Annotated in this window: 11 protein-coding genes; 8 read left to right on the forward strand and 3 right to left on the reverse strand. The window is 55.7% G+C overall.

The features are described 5' to 3' along the window. Positions 1 to 110 precede the first annotated feature (110 nt). The 3 genes from leuD (at position 111) to E6C51_RS11150 (ending at position 2,933) form a co-directional block, all read left to right on the forward strand. Positions 111 to 716, forward strand: a complete 606-nt coding sequence (leuD, locus tag E6C51_RS11140) for a 3-isopropylmalate dehydratase small subunit (protein WP_146934041.1) — start codon at positions 111 to 113, stop codon at positions 714 to 716. 162 nt (positions 717 to 878) lie between these two features. Further along, positions 879 to 1,991 carry a 3-isopropylmalate dehydrogenase gene (leuB, locus tag E6C51_RS11145; RefSeq protein WP_146934038.1) on the forward strand — a complete coding sequence of 371 codons (1,113 nt, stop codon included), beginning with the start codon at positions 879 to 881 and terminating at the stop codon, positions 1,989 to 1,991. A 144-nt stretch (positions 1,992 to 2,135) separates the two neighbouring features. Beyond that, entirely contained in the window at positions 2,136 to 2,933 is a 798-nt protein-coding gene (locus tag E6C51_RS11150) for a phosphatase PAP2 family protein (protein WP_190235972.1), read from the forward strand. Positions 2,934 to 2,988: 55 nt separating this feature from the next. Here E6C51_RS11150 and E6C51_RS11155 read toward each other — a convergent pair whose 3' ends face one another. Then, entirely contained in the window at positions 2,989 to 4,872 is a 1,884-nt protein-coding gene (locus E6C51_RS11155; protein WP_190235973.1) for an MFS transporter, read from the reverse strand. 265 nt (positions 4,873 to 5,137) lie between these two features. Between E6C51_RS11155 and E6C51_RS20225 the strand changes: the two genes are divergently transcribed. The 3 genes from E6C51_RS20225 to E6C51_RS11165 all read left to right on the forward strand — a co-directional run bounded on the left by E6C51_RS20225 (position 5,138) and on the right by E6C51_RS11165 (position 7,419). Then, on the forward strand, positions 5,138 to 5,272 hold the full coding sequence (locus E6C51_RS20225; protein WP_269141825.1) for a hypothetical protein: 135 nt from the start codon (positions 5,138 to 5,140) through the stop codon (positions 5,270 to 5,272). A gap of 108 nt (positions 5,273 to 5,380) precedes the next feature. Next, positions 5,381 to 6,415: an aspartate-semialdehyde dehydrogenase gene (locus E6C51_RS11160; RefSeq protein ID WP_190235974.1), complete on the forward strand. Its 1,035-nt coding sequence runs from the start codon at positions 5,381 to 5,383 to the stop codon at positions 6,413 to 6,415. A gap of 179 nt (positions 6,416 to 6,594) precedes the next feature. Then, positions 6,595 to 7,419, forward strand: a complete 825-nt coding sequence (locus E6C51_RS11165) for a lytic murein transglycosylase (protein ID WP_190235975.1) — start codon at positions 6,595 to 6,597, stop codon at positions 7,417 to 7,419. 53 nt (positions 7,420 to 7,472) lie between these two features. Here the strand turns inward: E6C51_RS11165 and E6C51_RS11170 are convergent, their stop codons facing one another. Next, positions 7,473 to 8,114: a carbonic anhydrase gene (locus E6C51_RS11170; RefSeq protein ID WP_190235976.1), complete on the reverse strand. Its 642-nt coding sequence runs from the start codon at positions 8,112 to 8,114 to the stop codon at positions 7,473 to 7,475. A 68-nt stretch (positions 8,115 to 8,182) separates the two neighbouring features. After that, the gene (pdxY, locus tag E6C51_RS11175; protein WP_190235977.1) at positions 8,183 to 9,061 is read right to left on the reverse strand and encodes a pyridoxal kinase PdxY; all 879 of its coding nucleotides are present in this window, start codon (positions 9,059 to 9,061) and stop codon (positions 8,183 to 8,185) included. 246 nt (positions 9,062 to 9,307) lie between these two features. Between pdxY and E6C51_RS11180 the strand changes: the two genes are divergently transcribed. Next, the gene (locus E6C51_RS11180; protein WP_190235978.1) at positions 9,308 to 14,083 is read left to right on the forward strand and encodes an NAD-glutamate dehydrogenase; all 4,776 of its coding nucleotides are present in this window, start codon (positions 9,308 to 9,310) and stop codon (positions 14,081 to 14,083) included. 129 nt (positions 14,084 to 14,212) lie between these two features. Further along, the gene (locus E6C51_RS11185; RefSeq protein WP_190235979.1) at positions 14,213 to 15,589 is read left to right on the forward strand and encodes an MFS transporter; all 1,377 of its coding nucleotides are present in this window, start codon (positions 14,213 to 14,215) and stop codon (positions 15,587 to 15,589) included. The last annotated feature ends 19 nt before the right edge of the window (positions 15,590 to 15,608 follow it).

Here is a 15,608-nt window from a genome sequence, read left to right on the forward strand (position 1 = left end):
CCGGTTTAAAGAATTATGCAAGCGGGTTTGTAAGTTTCTCCTTCAAATCCAGAGGATTTTCCGCTATGCGGAGGAAAATTGTTCCGTCACGCCGAGCGAAGGTCACGTCAATGGATAAATTCACCAAACTCACCGGGGTTGCAGCACCCTTGCCGGTCGTCAATATCGACACCGACATGATCATCCCGAAGGATTACCTGAAGACGATCAAGCGCACAGGTCTGGGCAAGGGTCTGTTTGCTGAAGCGCGCTATCTCGACGATGGTTCCGTGAACCCTGATTTCGTGCTCAACAAGCCTGCCTATCAGAACGCCAAGATTCTGGTTGCTGGCGATAATTTCGGCTGCGGCTCTTCGCGTGAGCATGCGCCTTGGGCTTTGCTGGATTTCGGCATTCGCTGCGTTATCTCCACCAGCTTTGCCGATATTTTCTACAACAACTGTTTCAAGAACGGCATTTTGCCCATCGTGGTCAGCCCGGAAGAGCTGGAAAAGCTGATGGATGATGCCCAGCGCGGCTCCAATGCCGTGTTGACGGTTGATCTGGAGAGCCAGGAAATCACCGGCCCCGATGGCGGCACCATCAGCTTCGAAATTGATGCTTTCCGCCGTCATTGCATGTTGAACGGTCTGGATGACATTGGCCTCACACTCGAAAAAGCCTCATCCATCGCAAGCTTTGAGAAGACCAACGAACAGAGCCGCCCTTGGGCCTGATCCGATAAAATAAAGATTAAAACAAAGGCAGGTCGCACGACCTGCCTTTTTTCATGGAAATTGCCGCCTTTATGCGTACCACATCTGCCCGCTCTGTCCTTGAAATGCCGTGAGGCGAGCGATAAAACGCCCCCAATCCCTTTTTTAACGAGGTTTACGCTCATGACAGTCCGCAAGCTTTTCCTTCTTCCCGGTGACGGCATTGGGCCGGAAGCCATGAATGAAGTTCGCAAGATCATCGCCTACATGAATGCCGAGCTTGGTGGCAGCTATGAGACGGATGAAGGTCTGGTTGGCGGCTCCGCCTATGACGCCCATGGCGTGGCGATTTCTGAAGGCGACATGGCCAAGGCCATGGCCGCAGACGCCGTGCTGTTTGGTGCCGTTGGTGGCCCGCAGTGGGATGCCGTGCCCTATGATGTGCGCCCGGAAGCAGGTCTCTTGCGCCTTCGCAAGGATCTTGAGCTGTTTGCCAACCTGCGCCCTGCGATTTGCTATCCGGCACTTGCCTCGGCTTCATCCCTGAAGCCTGAGCTGGTGGAAGGTCTCGACATTCTGATCGTGCGTGAGCTGACGGGCGGCGTTTATTTTGGCGAGCCAAAAACCATCACCGATCTTGGCAATGGCCAAAAGCGCGCCATCGATACACAGGTGTACGACACCTATGAGATCGAGCGCATCTCCGCCGTTGCTTTCGAGCTGGCTCGCACCCGTAAAAACGCCGTGTGCTCGATGGAAAAGCGCAATGTAATGAAATCGGGCGTGTTGTGGAATCAGGTGGTGACCGAACTCCATAAGGCCAAGTTCTCGGATGTGAAGCTGGAACACATGTTGGCGGACGCTGGCGGCATGCAGCTGGTGCGCGCGCCAAAGCAGTTTGACGTGATTGTCACCGACAACCTGTTTGGCGATATGCTTTCGGACGTTGCCTCCATGCTGACCGGCTCGCTGGGCATGCTGCCATCCGCCTCGCTCGGCGCACCAGATGGCAAGACTGGCCAGCGCAAGGCCATGTATGAGCCTGTGCATGGCTCGGCACCGGACATTGCTGGCAAGGGCATTGCCAATCCAATCGCCATGATCGCTTCCTTTGCCATGTGTCTGCGCTATTCCTTTGGCGAAATTGCCCAGGCCGATGCGCTGGAAAAAGCCATTGCCAACGTGCTCGATCGTGGCATTCGCACTGGCGACATTATGGCAGAAGGCTGCAAGCAGGTTGGCACCGTTGAAATGGGCGATGCTATCCTCGCCGAATTCAAGTCTTTGATGCAATAATCATAATTCTGCGGCACCGCTCTCTTCACCCCTCTCAGGACGACAAACTTGAAAGAATGTGAAAAGAGCGGTGCGGCGTCATACGCCTTGTAAATTGACCTGCTAATCGCTTGCCGCATCGGGTCATTTTGCAAGGGGACATGAATGAACGCGATTCTTGCGCGGTTTCAAAAGCCTGGGCGTTGTCGCCTGCTCATCCAGCAAAAAATCGACAGCCATATTCTTGCGCTTGCAAGCCTTATCCCGCTTGTGGCCCTGGTGTTTGATGCCGCAAGCGGCGCTGCTGGCCACCTCAGCGACCCGATTCTGATGGCCCTTGCCAATACGTTCACCCGGTTTGGGGAATGCGACTGGTGTCTGGTGGTCAGCCTTGTTCTGGTGCTTCAAGCCAGCGCAACCTGCCATCTTGCCACAACGATCCGGCACCGCTGCCAGGCACTGTTTATCAGCAGCATCGGCATCTACGCCTTCCTCACCATCCTGCTGTCAGGTTTGAGCGCAAATCTGCTCAAAAGAGCCATTGGTCGGGCAAGGCCCCATGCCTTTCTGGACTCAAGCCCATTGGACTTCTCACCATTTGCCGGCAGCGCGCGCTTTGAAAGCTTCCCTTCCGGCCATGCAACAACCATTGGTGCCTTTTGCATGATTGCCGCACTGCTTGCGCCAAAATACCGCCTGCCGTTTGCGATCACGGCGCTGTGGCTGGGCATGACACGGGTTATGGTTGGTGCCCATTATCCCAGTGATGTCATCGCCGGTCTATGCTTTGGCGCTGGCTTTGCCTGGATCATGGCCCGTCTGTTTGCCCGCTACGGTCTGGTTTTCCGCACAGACGAACACGGAAGCCCGGTTTTAAGGCAGAAGTTGCAAAACCGCGAAGCAACATCATGGCACAGTCCAGTCGCAGCAGCATCGACAGCGCCGCGCGCCAACCCGGCATGAAAATGCCCGGAGCAATTGGCTCCGGGCATGGTTTCGGTGCAGGGACTAGCTTCACTCAGCCATCAATATCATTGTCCTTGGTTTCCTTCAGGAAGATCATGCCGATGACAAAGGTGATGCCTGCGATGACGATCGGATACCAAAGACCATAATAAATGTCGCCCTTGGCGGCGCTCATGGCAAAGGCCGTTGCTGGCAGCAGACCACCAAACCAGCCGTTGCCGATGTGATAGGGCAAAGACATGGCGCTATAGCGGATGCGGGTTGGGAACATTTCCACCAGCATAGCGGCGATTGGCCCGTAAACCATGGTCACATAGATCACCAGCACTGTCAGAATGGCAATCAGCGAGATCCAGTTGACCCGTGCTGGATCAGCCACCATTTTGAAGGCTCCGCCATTGGCAATGGTGTAGACGGCCATATCCGGCATTGCGGCCTTGGCGGCTTCATCAGCCGTGAGCAGCTTGTCACCCACCAGCGTTGCGGTTGGTACCGTGGTTTTTGCACCGGCCCGAACAGTGGCGGCATCCAGCTTCAGCTCAGGGTTTGCGGCAATGAAAGCGTCCAGCTTGCTGTCTGGTACGCGCACTGCGCCACGCACAAGTGGATAGCCATTGTCATGCAGGGCGATGTTGACTTTCTTTTGCAACACAGCGTCGAGAGCCTTGGCATTGCCAGCCGCTTTAACGGCATCATAGCTTTCGATCTGGTTGTCGCCGATCTTGACGGTTGCTGTTGATCCAGCAGGCCCGGCCACAACTTCATAAGGCACCGAATTCTTGGTCAAAAGGGCTGTAGCAATATCGCAAGAGGTGGTGAATTTAGCCGTGCCTGTCGGATTGAACTGGAAATTACAATCCTTTGGATCAGCCGTTACCACGGCCTTGATGGTGTCTTGTGCCTGCGCCAAAGCCGGATTGCCAGCCCAGGTCATCGCCTTGAACAAGGGGAAATAGGTAACCATGGCCAACAGCAGACCCGCCATGATGATAGGTTTGCGGCCGATCTTGTCGGACAACCAGCCAAACACCACGAAGAAAATAGTGCCAATCGCCAGAGCAATTGCCACCATGATATTGGCAGCCTGCGCATCAACCTTCAGCACGTTTTGCAAGAAAAACAGCGCGTAGAACTGACCGGCGTACCAGACAACAGCCTGACCGGCAACGGCACCAAACAGGGCGATAAGGGCAAATTTTGCATTTTTCCATTGGCCAAATGCTTCAGACAGGGGTGCTTTTGAGCGCGTCCCCTCTTCCTTCATTTTCTTGAAGGCGGGTGATTCGTTCATCTGCATACGAATCCAGACCGAAACGCCCAGCAGAATGGATGACAGCAAGAAGGGAACCCGCCAGCCCCAGGCGGTAAAGGCCTCCGCGCCCAGGATGGTCTGAATACCGAGAATAATCAGCAGCGACAAAAACAGGCCCAGCGTTGCAGTGGTTTGAATCCATGAGGTGTAAAAGCCACGGCGGCCATGGGGTGCGTGTTCGGCCACATAGGTTGCGGCCCCGCCATACTCTCCGCCCAATGCCAGGCCTTGCAACATGCGCAGCACAATCAGAATGATGGGAGCGGCAATGCCGATGGTGGCTGAACCGGGCAGAACACCAACCAGAAAGGTCGATGCGCCCATGATCAAAATGGTGACCAGAAACGTATATTTGCGGCCAACCAGATCGCCCAGACGGCCAAACACCAGCGCCCCGAACGGGCGCACCAGAAAGCCAGCGGCAAAGGCCAGCAGCGTAAAGATGTTGCGCGTGGTTTCAGGATATTGCGAGAAAAACGTCGCCCCGATGTAGATGGCAAGCGAACCGTAGAGATAGAAATCATACCACTCAAAAACCGTGCCGAGCGACGAGGCAAAAATAACCTTTCGCTCTTCCGGCGTCATGCTGCGCGGTGCGGCACGAGACACTGAGACATTTGCCATTGCTGTTCCTCCAAAACAAGCTCTCCGAAGACCGCGCCCCTCTCCTCCAGGGTTGATGCGAAGATCTCGAATTCTCTCTAAACTGACAGAAATTAACTTAAACGGAGAGATATGCTTTCGACGCATGACTTTCGTCTAATATACATTAGCATGTTCTTGTGCATCTGCGCCGATTTTAAGCGCCGTCAGGTGGCAAAATTGATGCACTTTTCTTGACACATGCGGAAAAAACGCTAAAGGCAAGGGGAGATAGAGGAAATGTGGAATGCTTTCGTTCAGCTTTGATATTGCTGTCCCCAATGCACTGGCAGATGATGCCGGTGTGCTCGGCAGTGATCCATGCATGGCATTTTCTCTTCTTTCCAAAACCACGGCCAAAACGAAGACCAAAACCGTCTGACGTCTCTGGCCACCGCTCTCTCCCCGGCACGGCCGGGGACAAGGAAGGGCGCAAAGCTGCGTTCTCCCCCTCCACCACCCCGAGGAGAGACAGAAAGAGAGCGAGATTATGGGTTTCAAAGTTGCAGTAGCAGGTGCCACCGGCAATGTAGGCCGGGAAATGCTGAATATTCTGGCTGAACGCGGCTTTCCCGCCAGCGAAGTCGTGGCTTTGGCCTCGGCCCGTTCGCAAGGCACGGAAGTGTCTTTTGGCGACAAGGTTCTCAAGGTTCAGAACCTCGAAAACTACGATTTTTCCGATACTGATATTTGCCTGATGTCGGCTGGCGGCACCGTGTCGCAAAAGTGGTCGCCCAAGATTGGCGCGCAAGGCTGCGTGGTCATCGATAATTCTTCCGCCTGGCGCTATGATGCGGATGTGCCATTGATCGTGCCGGAAGTGAACCCGGACGCCATTGAAGCCTTCAAGCGTCGTAATATCATTGCCAACCCCAATTGCTCGACTGCCCAGCTGGTTGTGGCCTTGAAGCCGTTGCATGATTTTGCCAAGATCAAGCGTCTCGTTGTCTCCACCTATCAGTCGGTTTCCGGCGCTGGCAAGGAAGGCATGGACGAGCTGTTTACCCAGACTCGTGCGGTGTTTGTTGCCGATCCGGTTCAGAACAAGAAGTTCACCAAGCGCATCGCTTTCAACGTGATTCCGCACATCGATAGCTTCATGGAAGACGGCTACACCAAGGAAGAATGGAAGGTTTTGGCCGAAACCAAGAAGATGCTCGACCCGAAGATCAAGGTGACCTGCACAGCCGTGCGCGTGCCTGTTTTCATTGGCCACTCGGAATCGGTCAATATTGAGTTTGAAAGCGAGATCTCTGCCGATCAGGCCCGCGATATCCTGCGCGAAGCACCGGGTTGCCTGGTGATCGATAAGCGTGAAGACGGCGGCTACATCACCCCGGTTGAATGCGCCGGTGAAGATGCCACCTACATCTCGCGTATCCGCGAAGACGCGACCGTTGAAAACGGCCTGAATATGTGGGTGGTTTCCGACAACCTGCGCAAGGGTGCGGCGCTGAACGCCATTCAGATTGCTGAATTGCTGATCAACCGCGGTCTGATCGCACCAAAGGCCAATGCAGCCTGAGGCTTTTGAGATTTGACGCGACCGAAGGTGCAAACCTTCGGTCGCTTTTCCATGATGAGCGATCACGTCTTGGTGTGGAAGCAAAGACCGGCTCCATGATAGATGACAAAAAAGCTTGGGGCTGACATTGTCAGCGCTCACTCCCCATCCCTCTCACCCCTTCCCCAAACGAGGTATCGATGCGACTTACGCGGTTTTTTGCACTGGCTTTTGTGGCCGCAACAGCTCTCACAGCCGCCGCCCAGAGTGCCACGGCAGCCCCTAAATGCAGCAGCACCGCTGCCGGATTTGAGCAATGGGTGGCTGATTTCAAAGTGCAGGCACAAGGCCAAGGCATCAGCCGTTCTGTTCTGGACCGAGCCTTCACCGGGGTGCAATACAATGTCCCGACCATTCGTGCCGACCGCGGCCAAAAAAGCTTCAAGCTGTCGTTTGACGAGTTTATGAAAAAGCGCGGCGGTGCAGCCATCATCAGCCGTGGCAAATCCATGAAGCGCGCCAATGCCGCACTTTTTGCCTCCATCGAGCGCCGCTACGGTGTGCCAGCTGGCCCGCTGATTGCCATCTGGGGCATGGAGACCGGCTTTGGCAGCTATATGGGCACCCAGCCCACCCTGTCGGCCGTGGCAACCCTTGCTTTTGACTGCCGCCGCACCGAATATTTTACCGACCAGCTTTATGCTGCGCTGAAACTGGTGGCCGATGGCACACTCAGCAGCTCATCGCGCGGTGCTGCCCATGGTGAAGTGGGCCAAACCCAGTTCCTGCCGAAAAACGTGTTGCTGTACGGGGTTGATGGCGATGGCAATGGCCATATCGATCTGGTCGGCTCGAGAGCCGATGCCCTGGCCTCGACCGCCAATTTCCTCAAAGGCCATGGCTGGCGCGCAGGGGCTGGATATCAGCAAGGTGAGCCAAATTTCAATGCCATCGCTGGCTGGAATGCCGCTGTGGTGTATCAGCAGGCCATTGCCTATATCGGCAAGCAGATTGATCAGCAGTAACGAGCATAAAAAAGGCCGGTTTCAAAGCCGGCCTTTTTCGATAATTGGCTTTCTCAAGGATCGAGCCGCTTGAAATCGCGGGTCTCCGAATCCATCACCCACAATTCGCCATTGGAAATATCAAACCACGCCCCGTGAATGGCAATCTCGCCCGCCTCTTCCAGCGCCCGCACATAGGGGAAGGTGCGCAGATTTTCGATGGAATTACGGATTGAAATTCGCTCCATCGCCGTCTGGCGTTCAGCATCGGTCATCACCGAAGCGTTTTGCAGCTGTTCAGCCGCTGGCTTGACGAGGTTCATCCATTTTCCAATGAAATCGCCCGGCGAAAGCGGCTCTGCATTGGGATCCAGTGCTGCCCGAATACCGCCACAGCGGCCATGGCCCATCACGATGATATTTTTCACCTTCAACGACTGCACCGCAAATTCAAGCGCTGCTGACGTAGAGTGATATTGGCCATCCGGCTCATAGGGCGGCACCATATTGGCAACATTGCGCACCACAAACAATTCACCGGGACCGCAATCGAAAATGGTTTCCGGCGCAGAGCGCGAGTCGCAACAGGCGACAATCATGGTCTGGGGACTTTGCCCTTGCTCGGCCAGAGCGCGATAGCGCCCTCGCTCGTCAACGTAACGGCCACTCATAAAATTGCGATAGCCGGTCAAAAGCGAAGAAGGAAACTGTGTCATGTGTGTCGATTACCGCAATGCACCATGGTTGACAAGGCAATAAAATCTATAATTTCTATTTTTGGAGATTACAACCGACCCGGCTTGCTGGCCGGGTGCAACAATCGCCGCAACTGCACCAGGGCCATGGGGGTTTTCAGGCTGGATTGATCCTGCTCCAGCGTCAGCTCATCGCTTTGCCGCTTCATCGACCGGGCAAGGATCTCATACACACTGGCTGTTGCCAATTGCAGGGCTTTTTCCTCGTCATGCTTTTCCAGCAACCGGGCCAGCAGCAAGGCAGAAAACAGATCGCCCAAGCCATTGGGAGCGCCATCCATGGAGCGATGTTCCGCCAAAAGCGCATTGCGATTGGACAAAAGCAAATTACCGATGCTACCCGCCATCATCGGCACTGCCGATGTCACCGCCATGCGCGCAGGCCCAAGCGAAAGCGCCGCATCAATGATAGCGCTGTTGGTCTCCAGCGGTGCCCCCGCCATCCATGCCAGTTCATAGCGATTGGGCGTAGCAATATCGGCCAGAGGAATCAGATGATCGCGGATGGCTTTTGCCATTGCCTCTGGCACATAGAGCCCGCCAAGATCACCAATCACCGGATCGCACAGATAGACCAGATCGGGATTGCGCTCTTTCAGGGCCGACACCAGCCGCGCCACAGCCAAAGGCTGCCGGGGACTGCCAAAATAGCCGGTGATGACGGCCTTGACCTCGCCCAGCCATGGCGCGGCAATCAGATCATCAATGGCGCTCTCAAACACGTCGTCATTAAACGTCATGCGGGTTGAAGGTCCATGCCCCGGATGCCAGGGCAAAACCACGGTGGGCATGGCCCAAACCGGAAAGCCCAGACTCTCCAGTGCAAAAACCACTGCACGGTTTCCAACAGAGCCACGAACAACGTGACTTGAAATGGCAATGACGGCGCTTGCCGAACAATCTGACATGAAGGACATTCCTGACCAAGTTTCGGGCCATTTCCATGTTTTTGTCGCTATCTTGTCAATTTTTATCGCCAACTTCGGAAAAAGTCGGTGATTTTTTGAAAAATATGCCAAACATGGTGGGTGTTTCGACAAATTCGATCAATGATTACGAGTCTTGTATAGAGTTCAGATATCATTGCTACTGCATAATTTCTTAAAGCGGACTGCTGCGAAGACAACACAAAATTCCATCACGGGAGGATAATCGTGGTTGCAGGTAAACGGGTGAAACGGGAACAGCTTTTTGATGGTGCCCGCTCGGTACTCAAAGAACAAGCCATCAGCGCCATCGAGCCGGAGGTTTTGTTTGGGCGCGCCAGCGACGACGACCTCCAGAGCTATGAGCCGCCCATGCTGGCCGAGGCTGCAAAGCGCGCCTTTGATGACCTCCAGAGCTTTGATGGCACAACAGCCAAAGTCACGATCAAAACGGCACCGGATATCGTGATTGACGGCGCTCCGATCAGTCTTTTGTCAATCGCCGACAGCAACAAGCCCTTTCTCTATGATTCTGTCATGGGCGAAATCACCAGCCAGTTCCGCGATATTCATCTGGCCGTTCACCCCATCGTCACCAAAGCAGAGCAAGGCTGGGCGCTGGCCGACAAGGACGCAGATGCTGGCAGCCGCATAAGCTATATTCAGGTCCACCTGGCAGCCTTGACCCCTGAGCAGGCCGATGGCCTGATTGCCCGGCTGGAAGAAGTGCTCAAACAGGTGCGCACGGTTGCCTCCGACTGGCAGCCGATGATTGCCTTGCTTGAAGGTGCTGTGACGGATTTGACCGCCCAGCCAACCAGCCGCCGCAAGTCCGAGCGCGCCGAATCGCTGGCTTTTCTGGAGTGGCTGCGCGACGACAATTTCACCTTCCTCGGCATGCGCGAATATATCTATTCCGGCGAAGGGGCCAATGCCACCGTGGAGCGCGGCAAGGGCCGCGGCCTTGGCCTGTTGTCTGACCCCGACGTGCTGGTGCTGCGCCAAGGCCGCAATGCGGTGACCACAACGCCTGAAATTCTGGCCTTCTTGCAAGGCCCGGATGATCTGATTGTCACTAAAGCCAATGTGAAATCGGTGGTGCATCGCCGCGCCTATATGGATTACATTGGCGTCAAGCGCTTTGATGCCAATGGCAAAGTCATTGGCGAATTGCGCATCGTCGGACTGTTTACCGCCACCGCCTATACCCATTCGGTCAACCATATCCCAATGTTGCGGGCAAAGGTTGAAAAGGTCGTGGCGCATTTTGGCTTTGATCCGCAAAGCCACTCCGGCCGCATGTTGCAAAACACGCTGGAATCCTATCCGCGTGACGATCTGTTCCAGATTGATGCTGATCTTCTGGCGCGGTTCTGCGAACAGATCACCGATCTGGGCGAGCGCCCCCGCGTGCGGGTTTTGCCGCGTATCGACCATTTCGACCGCTTCGTCTCCCTGCTCGTCTATGTGCCGCGTGAGGAATATAACTCCCTGGTGCGCGAACGCATTGGCGATTATTTTGTCAAAGCCTATGACGGGCGCGTTTCCGCCTATTATCCAGCCTTCCCCGAAGGTGGGGTGGCACGGGTGCATTTCATCATTGGCCGCTCGGAAGGCAAAACACCACGCATTCCGCAAGCAAAACTGGAAGAGGCCGTCAAGGCCATCACGTCGCGCTGGGACGACCGCTTTGCCGCCCTTGCCCCGGCCAATGCGCCACAGCTTCTGGTCAATCGCGCCTTTGAAGACGCATTCACGCCAGAAGAAGCGGTTGCTGATCTGGGCCTGATCGAAACCAGCCTGACACAGGCCGGTATTGCCATCGCTTTCCATGGCCGCAAGACCGAAGACGGCGACGCGCTTTATCTCAAAGTGTTTCATGCGGGTGATCACCTGCCCTTGTCACGTCGCGTGCCGCTTTTGGAAAACCTCGGCTTTAGCGTCATCAGTGAGCGAACCTTTGACGTTGGCGTTCAAAAAGCCAAAAGCGCCGATCAGCCACAGCATGTTGTGCTGCACGATATGGAGCTGACTGTTCGCCACGGTCAGGCTTTTGAATTTGGCAAACATGCCAAGCGGGTGGAAGAAGCGTTTTTGGCGGCGTTTAGCGGCTTGGTCGATAATGACGCCTTTAACCGTCTGGTGCTGAGCACCAATCTCACGGTTGCCGAAGTGGCTGTGTTGCGCGCCTATGCCGCTTACCTGCGTCAGGGCGGGCTGGTCTATTCGCTGACCTATATTGCTGAAACGCTGAACAAATATCCGCAGATCACCGCCGATCTGTTCAGCCTGTTCCACCATTCCTTCGACATCAAGGCCTCGGAAAAAACCCGCAATCGCAAGCTTGCCGATCTGCGCGCCCAGATTGAGAGCGCACTGGCCGACGTTCCGAGCCTCGATGATGACCGCATCCTGCGCCGTTATCAAAACGCCATTGATGCCACCTTGCGCACCAATTATTTCCAAAAGGGCGCGGATGGCATCAAACCCATGCTGGCCTTCAAATTCGACCCACATTTGTTGGATGGCCTGCCACAGCCAAAACCCTTCCGGGAAATGTTCGTCTACGGCACCGAGGTGGAAGGTGTTCACTTGCGCTTTGGCAAGGTTGCCCGTGGCGGCTTGCGCTGGTCGGACCGCGCACAGGATTACCGCACCGAAGTGCTCGGCCTCGTCAAAGCCCAGCAGGTGAAAAATGCGGTGATTGTGCCGGTTGGGGCCAAGGGCGGCTTTTATCCCAAGCAATTGGCGGGCATTACCAACCGCGAGGAATATCTGCGGCTGGGGCGTGAAGCCTATATGACCTATATCCGCACGCTGCTTTCCATCACCGACAATATCAAGGATGGTGAGGTTGTGGCCCCGGCAGACACTGTGCGGCTGGATGGCGATGATCCCTATTTCGTGGTGGCCGCTGACAAGGGCACAGCCACCTTCTCCGACACCGCCAACGGGCTTGCCCGTGAAGCCGGTTTCTGGCTGGACGACGCCTTTGCGTCCGGTGGTTCTGCTGGCTATGACCACAAGAAGATGGGCATTACCGCCCGCGGTGCTTGGGAAGCCGTCAAACGCCATTTCCGTGAAATGAACACCAACATCCAGACAACACCGTTTTCGGTGGTGGGTGTGGGCGATATGTCGGGTGACGTGTTCGGCAATGGCATGTTGCTGTCGCACAAAATCCGGCTGATTGCCGCTTTTGACCACCGCGATATTTTCATTGATCCCAACCCGGATATGGAAAAATCCTTCCAAGAGCGCAAGCGCATGTTCGCCCTGCCCCGCTCCAGCTGGCAGGATTACAACAAAGCCCTGCTCTCCAAGGGTGGCATGATCATCTCGCGCTCGGAAAAGTCCGTAAAGCTGACCCAGGAAGCCGCCGACGCCATTGATCTTGGCAAGCTGGTGGCAACACCTCTGGAAATCCTCAGTGCCATTTTGAAAGCGCCTGTTGATCTTCTGTGGTTTGGCGGCATTGGCACCTATGTCAAAGCCCTCTCCGAATCAGACGCAGATGTGGGCGACCGCGCCAATGACCCGATCCGTGTGACCGCCGATGAGGTGCGCGCCAAGGTGATTGGCGAAGGGGCCAATCTGGGTGTTACGCAAAAGGGCCGTATTGCCTTTGGCCTCAAGGGTGGGCGCTGCAATTCGGACGCCATTGATAATTCGGCTGGCGTCAACTCGTCCGACGTTGAGGTCAACATCAAGATTGCCCTCTCCACGGCCCTGACCTCTGGCCGCCTTGATCTGCCCGCTCGTAACAAGCTACTGGCCTCGATGACCGAAGAGGTTGGCGAGCTGGTGCTGCGCAACAACTACCTGCAATCGCTGGCAATTTCGCTGACAGAGCGTCAGCGCGCCAGCAACCGCGATGAGCTGGCCCGCCTGATGACGGTGCTGGAAGCATCCGGCCGCCTGAACCGGAAAGTCGAAATGCTGCCGGATGATGCGGCGATTTCAGAACGCTATGTGGGCGGTCAAGCGCTGACCCGCGCCGAGATTGGCGTGCTGCTCTCTTACGCCAAGATTTCGCTGTTTGATGATCTGGTTGAGAGCGATCTGCCCGATGCCCCCTATTGCGACAGCCTTTTGAAGGAGTATTTCCCGAAAAAAATGCGCCGCACCTATGAGGCCGATATTGAAGGCCACCGGCTGAAACGCGAAATCATTGCGACGGCACTGGCCAACCACGTGATCAACCGGGGCGGCCCCAGTTTCATGGTGTGGATGATGGATGCCACCGGCGCGCAGCCCGCCGACATCGTCAAGGGGGCCATTCTGGCCGGCGACGGGCTGGATCTGCACAGCTATTGGGAGCAGATTGACGCCCTGGACGGCGAGATTGCCGGTGAGGTGCAAAATGATCTCTACGGCCGGATTGAATATGTCTATCGCGCCTTCACCAAACTGGCGATTGACACCAAACTGACCGAGGGCGATCTCTCGGACACGGTTCGCAAACTGAAAGCTGCGGTTAAATCCTTCAAGAGCTTTAGCAAATCGGTGATGCCAGCCGATTTCTCACAGCACATTGAAACCGAGGCCGCCCAGATGATCGAAGCCGGTGTGCCGGATGATCTGGCCCGCTCGATTGCAGACCTCTCCGCCTTCATTGTGGTGCCGGAGGTGATGGCAATCTCGCTGCGGGCTGAAGCCAGCTTGCAGCGCGCGACCGAGAATTATTACAGGGTCAGCGACACCTTCCGCATTGGCCGTCTGCTGGCATCGCTGGAAAAAATCCAGACCAGCGACCATTACGACAATCTGGCCCTGCTGCGCAGTCTGGATCTGATTCTGTCAGCCCGCCGCAACATCGTTGTGCAGGCCCTGACCACCCATGGAGAGGCTAAAAACGCGATTGCCAGCTGGCAGTCACAGGATGCGGTGCGCATCAACCGGCTGGGCAGCGAGCTGATTGCCCTGACCGATGGTGAACCCAGCCTGTCGCGCCTGACGGTGGCCGCAAGCCTGCTGACCGATATTGCGCAAGCGCGCGTCTGATCGCGACAAACGAGACTGCCGGGATGTGATCGTCCCGGCAGTTGCGATATTTCATCTCAATCATTGTTGAACCTGTCATGCCATAATGCCAATGTCGCCGTCACAGCATAGTTGGACGGCGGTACAGACATGACAGCAGAGCAAAAAACCACGCCAGCCACCAAAGCCGGGATTTGGGGATGGATGTTTTTTGACTGGGCAGCGCAACCGTTTTTTACGGTTGTGACCACCTTCATCTTCGGCCCCTATTTCGTATCCCGCCTCACCCACGATCCGGTGAGCGCGCAAGCCGCCTGGAGCAATGCGGCCACTGCCGCCTCGATTGTGATTGCGCTTTTATCGCCGGTGCTGGGCTCGATTGCCGATCGCAGCGGCTCGCGCAAACCATGGATTGCCTTTTTCGCCACCATCAAAATCACCTGCCTGTGCCTGTTGTGGTATGCCGCGCCCGGCTCCGCCATCATCTATCCACTGGTGCTGTTCAGTCTGGCCTCAATTGCCGCTGAATTTTCGATTGTTTTCAACGATTCGATGATGCCGCGATTGGTCAGCGCCAAAGACGTAGGCCGCATTTCCAACGCCGCCTGGGGGCTTGGCTATCTCGGCGGCATGATTGTGCTGATTTCTGTGGTGACACTGCTGGCGGCCAATCCACAATCCGGCAAGACCATTTTAGGCATCACACCGCTTTTTGGCCTTGATGCAGCAACCGGTGAGGATGCCCGCATCACCGGGCCAATTGCAGCAATCTGGTATCTGGTGTTCATCTTGCCGATGTTTTTCTTCACCCCGGATCAGGTGAAAGGCGAGGCACTTGGAAAGGCTGTGCGCTCCGGACTGTCCGACCTGAAAGCAACATTGCAAGAGGTGCGTAAGCGCTCCGGCATTCTGCGTTTTTTGATCGCCCGGATGATCTATCAGGATGGCGTCAACGGCGTCTTGATCCTTGGTGGCGTGTTTGCCGCCGGCATGTTTGGCTGGTCCACCATGGAAATCGGCATTTACGGCATTATTTTGAACATTGTCGCGATTTTCGGCTGCCTGATTGCCAGCCGTCTGGATCATGCCCTTGGCTCAAAAACCATGGTGGTGATCAGCCTGACATTTTTGCTGATTGCCGTCTTCGGCATCATCTCAACGGGTCCGGACTTTACCGCCTTTGGCTTTGTGCCGCTCTCCACCGTCAGCAGCGGCAGCCTGTTCGGCACCGCGGCTGAAAAAGTCTATATTCTCTACGGCGTGTTTATCGGCCTTGCCTTTGGCCCGGTGCAGGCATCCTCGCGCTCCTATCTGGCGCGCAGCATTACCCCTGATGAAGCCGGGCGCTATTTTGGCATTTATGCCCTTTCAGGCCGCGCCACCAGTTTCATGGCCACCCTATCGTTCTCGCTGGTGACGGCTGCCACCCATTCAGCCCGGGCGGGCATGGCCTGTCTGGTGATTTTTCTCGGTGGTGGACTGATTTTGCTACTGAAAACACCCTATCCTGCGGATCAGAAGGCATAAAAGCGTTTTTATCCTCAGG

The sequence above is a fragment of the Gillisella terrae genome, from assembly GCF_004801395.1.
GTDB lineage: Bacteria > Pseudomonadota > Alphaproteobacteria > Rhizobiales > Rhizobiaceae > Allorhizobium > Allorhizobium terrae.